General features: G+C 64.1%; 5 protein-coding genes. 3 read left to right on the top strand and 2 right to left on the bottom strand.

From position 1 onward, the window contains the following. The 3 genes from A2J02_RS00455 to A2J02_RS00445 all read left to right on the top strand — a co-directional run. On the top strand, window positions 1-1,660 hold a 1,660-nt coding region (locus A2J02_RS00455), incomplete at its 5' end, for a glycine cleavage T C-terminal barrel domain-containing protein (protein ID WP_068045333.1). Window positions 1,661-1,698: 38 nt separating this feature from the next. Beyond that, window positions 1,699-2,850 carry an N-methyl-L-tryptophan oxidase gene (gene solA / locus A2J02_RS00450; RefSeq protein ID WP_068045328.1) on the top strand — a complete coding sequence of 384 codons (1,152 nt, stop codon included), beginning with the start codon at window positions 1,699-1,701 and terminating at the stop codon, window positions 2,848-2,850. After that, complete coding sequence (locus tag A2J02_RS00445; RefSeq protein ID WP_068045325.1) at window positions 2,847-3,998, top strand: aromatic ring-hydroxylating oxygenase subunit alpha; 1,152 nt, start codon at window positions 2,847-2,849, stop codon at window positions 3,996-3,998. The genes solA and A2J02_RS00445 overlap by 4 nt, the downstream gene beginning before the upstream one ends. Here A2J02_RS00445 and A2J02_RS00440 read toward each other — a convergent pair. Then, the gene (locus tag A2J02_RS00440; RefSeq protein WP_068045330.1) at window positions 3,972-4,733 is read right to left on the bottom strand and encodes an IclR family transcriptional regulator; all 762 of its coding nucleotides are present in this window, start codon (window positions 4,731-4,733) and stop codon (window positions 3,972-3,974) included. The two genes, A2J02_RS00445 and A2J02_RS00440, sit on opposite strands and share 27 nt — an antisense overlap. A gap of 18 nt (window positions 4,734-4,751) precedes the next feature. Next, on the bottom strand, window positions 4,752-5,026 hold a 275-nt coding region (locus tag A2J02_RS00435; protein WP_068045322.1), incomplete at its 5' end, for an AzlD domain-containing protein.

Here is a 5,026-nt window from a genome sequence, read left to right as displayed (position 1 = left end):
CGACCATCTCGGCATCGGCTCGTACCACCATCGGCCGATGCCCGTCGATTCGCGCGACCTCGGATCGAGCGAGAACGTGACCGCACAGAACATGCCGTCGTCGATGCCCTTCACCGAGGCCGATTTCGCCGACGCCTGGCAACGCAGTACCGAGCTGATTCCCACGCTCGGAGGAGCGAAGGTAGGACACGCGTTCAACGGCATCTTCTCCTTCACCCCGGATGGAGCGCCGATCGTCGGCGAATCTCGAGATGTCCAGGGACTGTGGGTATCCGAGGCGATCTGGGTGACGCATTCTGCCGGCGTGGCGAAATCGCTTGCCGAGCAGATGATCACCGGCCATAGCGAGATCGACATGCACGAGTGCGATCTGTACCGATTCGAGAAGACCGACCTGGTGCCGTCCAACGTCGCGCGGACGAGCGCGCAGAACTTCGTCGAGGTCTACGACATCATTCACCCGCTTCAGCCGAAGGTGGAACCACGACCACTGCGAGTGAGTCCGTTCTACGGCCGCCAGCAGGAACTCGGCGCGATGCTTCTCGACGGTGCCGGCTGGGAGCGGCCGCACTGGTACGAATCGAACAGTGTTCTGCTCGAACAACTTCCGGAGCAGTGGCAGGCACCCAAGCGCGAGCCGTGGTCGGCGCAGTTCTGGTCACCGGTCAGCGCTGTCGAGGCCTGGCGCACTCGTGAAGCCGTCGCGATGTACGACATGACGCCGCTGCGACGCCTCGAGGTCGGCGGACCCGGTGCACTCGCGCTGCTGCAGAAGTTGACGACCAACCAGCTGGACAAGAAGGTCGGCAGCGTCACCTATGCCCTGATGCTCGACGCGACCGGCGGTGTTCGCAGCGACGTGACCGTCGCGCGGGTGGCCGAGGATCGCTTCCAGGTGGGAGTGAACGGTCCGCTCGACGAAGACTGGATGCTGCGCCATGCCGACAGTGATGTGTACGTTCGCGACATCACCGGTGCCACCGCCTGTATCGGTCTGTGGGGACCGTTGGCGCGGGAGGTGCTGGCTCCGCTCACCTCGGCCGACATCTCGCATACCGGTCTGAAGTATTTCAACGGCAGGACCATTCACGTCGGCGGGGTCGACGTCCTGGCGCTGCGACTGTCGTACGTGGGCGAGCTCGGCTGGGAGCTGTACACCGACGCCGATACCGCACTGCGCCTGTGGGACACGCTGTGGGAGGCCGGGCAGGCGCACGGCGTCGTGGCCGCAGGACGGAGTGCGTTCAACAGCCTCCGGCTCGAGAAGGGCTACCGGTCGTGGGGTACCGACATGACGACCGAACACGATCCGTATCAGGCGGGGCTCGGGTTTGCGGTACGAAAGGCCAAGGGCAACTTCATCGGAGCCTCGGCGCTGCAGGAAGAACGCGGCGGTCCGGTGTTGACCTGCCTGACGTTGGACGACCCGTCGCACGTGGTGATGGGCAAGGAACCGGTCTTGATCGACGGTACCGTGGCTGGCTACGTCACCAGTGCCGCCTACGGCTACACGATCGGCAAGACGGTGGCCTACGCCTGGCTGCCGGCAGGGCTGCAACCCGGCGATCACGTTGCAGTGCAGTACTTCCGTGACCTACTACCCGCGACGGTCATGGCCGAACCGCTGGTGGATCCCGACATGAACAAGATCAGATGTTGAGACAGGAGTGGAGCCCGCAGGAACGACCTAGGAGAGATATGACGTACGACGTGATTGTCCTCGGTATCGGCGGCATGGGCAGCGCCGCCGCCTGTCACCTCGCCCGACGCGGACAGCGGGTGCTGGGTATCGACCAGTTCGGTCCCGCGCATGCGCTCGGATCGAGTCACGGTGGCTCCCGCATCTACCGGCAGTCGTACTTCGAGGACCCGGCCTACGTACCGTTGCTCCTGCGCGCGTACGAACTGTGGAACGACCTCGCCTCGGACAGTGGGCGGGACGTGTTCACCGAAACCGGAGGCCTCTATGTGGGACGGCCGGACGGGCTCACGTTCGGTGGAAGTCTGTTGGCATCGGAGAAGTGGGGTCTGAAGCACGACGTACTCGACCCTGCCGAAGCGCAGCGGCGCTTCCCGACGGTACGGCTGCAGCCCGACGAGTTCGCCCTCTTCGAGGAGAAGGCGGGCATCGCGCGACCCGAGACGACGGTCGCCGCGCATCTCGATCTCGCCGAGGCGGCCGGTGCCGAACTGCGCTACGACGAGAAGGTGCTCGGTTGGGAATCCACCGACTCCTCGGTGACCGTGACCACGGTGGCCGGCACCTACACCGCTGGTGCACTGGTCATTTCACCGGGAGCGTGGGCACCGAAGCTGTTGGCCGAGATCGGCGTACCGATGGTGGTCGAACGGCAGGTGATGCACTGGATCACCCCGCAGTCGGGCGAAGCGGCCTTCGACAGCTCGCACCACCCCGTCTACATCTGCGGGGACGGGCCGGATCAGATCTACGGCTTTCCGGCCATCGACGGGGAGGGCGGCGGCGTGAAGATCTCGTTCTTCCGCGCCGGAACGCCGTGCGATCCCGACACCATTGATCGCACAGTGCATCCCGAGGAGATCGCACGACTGCAGCAGCGCATCGTCACCACGTTTCCGGCGCTGTCCGGGCCACACCTGGACGCCAGGACGTGCATGTACACCACGACACCCGACGAGCACTTCGTTGTCGCCAAGCACCCGGACCATGCCAATGTGACAGTGGCGTGCGGCTTCTCGGGGCACGGCTTCAAGTTCGTTCCGGTGATCGGAGAAGTCCTCGCGGACCTCGCGATCGACGGCGAGACGAAGCACCCGATCGCGCTGTTCGATCCCGCCCGATCGATTGCCGACCAGGTGGTGTCGGCATGACGATGCTGGAGCCGGAGTTGGATCCCGAGCCGACCTTACTTCCCACGTTGGGAGGTGACACCTACGTCGATCCGGCATATTTCGTCCGCGAGCAGGAGCAGATCTTCGAGCAGATGTGGTTCTGTGCCATCAGATCGGACGACATCGGAGAACCCGGAAAATTCCGCACGGTTCAGGTCGGTCGAGAGTCGATCCTGATCAGCCGCAATCGGAAGGGCGGTGTGACCGCGTTCTTCAACATCTGCCGTCATCGCGGCGCGACACTGTGCACCGAGGAGTCGGGAACGGTGCGTCGAAACTTCCAATGCCCCTATCACGCATGGACGTACGACCTCGACGGGAAACTGATCGCAGCTCCGAACCTGATCGACATGCCGATGATCGACCGGGTGGAGTACGGGCTGCGAAAGGTGCACGTTCGGGAATGGCTCGGGTACGTCTGGGTGTGCGTGGCCGAGGATGTGCCGTCGTTCGAGGACACGGTGCAGGGTGATGTTCGCGAACGGCTCGGCGGTGTGGGTGCCATCGACTCGTACGACATGGACTCGCTCGCCCTGGGGCGTCGGATCGTCTACGACGTCAAGGCCAACTGGAAGCTCATCGTCGAGAACTTCATGGAGTGCTATCACTGCGCAACGATTCACCCCGAGCTCACCGAGGTGCTTCCGGAGTTCGCCGATGGCATGGCAGCGCAGACGTACGTGGGCCACGGTGCCGAGTTCGGCAGCGACATAGCCGGTTTCACGGTCGACGGCTCCCATGGGTTCGACGCCCTCGACGGTGTGAGCGAGGACCGTGATCGACGGTACTACGCGATCACGATCAGGCCGACGGTGTTCGTCAACCTGGTCCCCGATCACGTGATCATCCATCGCATGTTCCCGATGGCCGTCGATCGCACTGTCGTCGAATGCGATTGGCTGTATGCGCCGGGTGTAGTCGCCGATCCGACCAATGCGGCAACAATGGACAAGTCGGTGGAGCTGTTCCATCGCGTCAACGAGCAGGATTTCGAGGCCTGCGAGCGGTGTCAGCCGGCGATGTCGTCACGGATGTATCGCAACGGCGGGGTGCTGGTGCCGGCCGAGCATCACATCAGGGTGTTCCACGACTGGGTCGGATCACGCGTGTCGGGACCAGCCCAATAGCGTCGAAACGCGCTGCGCAGCAGCGAGAACGGATACCCCTGCCGCCGAGAGGCGGTCCTCGTCCAGTCGGTAGGCGGGACCCGAGACGGTGATCGCACCTACCGCGGAACCGTCATAGCTGATGATGGTGGCTGCTGTCGCGTTGAGTCCGATCTCCAACTCTTCACGGGCGTAGGCGATCCCGGTGGCACGGACCGTCTCGATCTCGTCGAGCAGATCGGCCTTGGTGGTGATGGTGTTCGCGGTGAACAGTTCGAGATGACCGTCGACGCCGGCTTTGAGGAGCGAGTCGTCGTACGCCATCAGGGCTTTCCCGCTCGACGTCGCGTGCAGAGCCGACCTTTCGCCGAGCCAGTTGTGACTGATGATCGACGAGCCGCCCCGCACCTGATCGATGTTGACCGTGACGTTTCCGTCGGGCACAGCGATGTTGACGGTCTCGCCGATGGTGTCTGCGAGTTCCTGCAGGATCGGTCGGGCTATGCGGGTGATGTCGAGTTGAGCGGATACGGACGTGGCGAGGCGGATCAGGCCGATGCCCAGGCGATACTTGCCGCGTTCACCCGGTTGCTCGACGAGTCGGCGAAATTCCAGTGCGCTGAGCAGGCGAAAGGCCGTGGACTTGTGGACCTCGAGGTGCGCCGCAACGTCTTGAACCCCGGATTCGCCGTGGTCGGCCAGGTATTCGAGCACCTCGATCGCGCGGTCGACGGACTGGACAGGGGACTCGGACACCACCCCAGTCTTGCAGACTCAGCTGACGCCGACCCATCGAAGTCCCGCAGTGGTGGCAGCCGCGGCGAGAACGATGACGACGAACGGCGCTCGTCGCCAGGCAAGTACGGCGGCAACGGCGACTCCTGCGGGCAACGCGAATCCGGCGAAGTCCTTGCCCACGAGGAGGGTCGATGTGGCGACCAGTGCCACGAAGATGACGGCGACGGCAGTGGTCATCGCCTTGTCGATCCGGGGTGAGATGGCGACTCGGGTTCTCAGTGCCGGACCGGCGATGCGGAGCGCGTAGGTGC

Source organism: Rhodococcus sp. EPR-147 (genome assembly GCF_001647185.1).
GTDB lineage: Bacteria > Actinomycetota > Actinomycetes > Mycobacteriales > Mycobacteriaceae > Rhodococcoides.
Note: the sequence above shows the minus strand (reverse complement) of the source record. Positions and strands in the feature narration are given on the sequence as shown.

Coding starts and splice junctions, on each gene's coding strand:
- solA (WP_068045328.1), top strand. CDS start 1,699: ATGACGTACGACGTGATTGTCCTCGGTATCGGCGGCATGGGCAGCGCC.
- A2J02_RS00445 (WP_068045325.1), top strand. CDS start 2,847: ATGACGATGCTGGAGCCGGAGTTGGATCCCGAGCCGACCTTACTTCCC.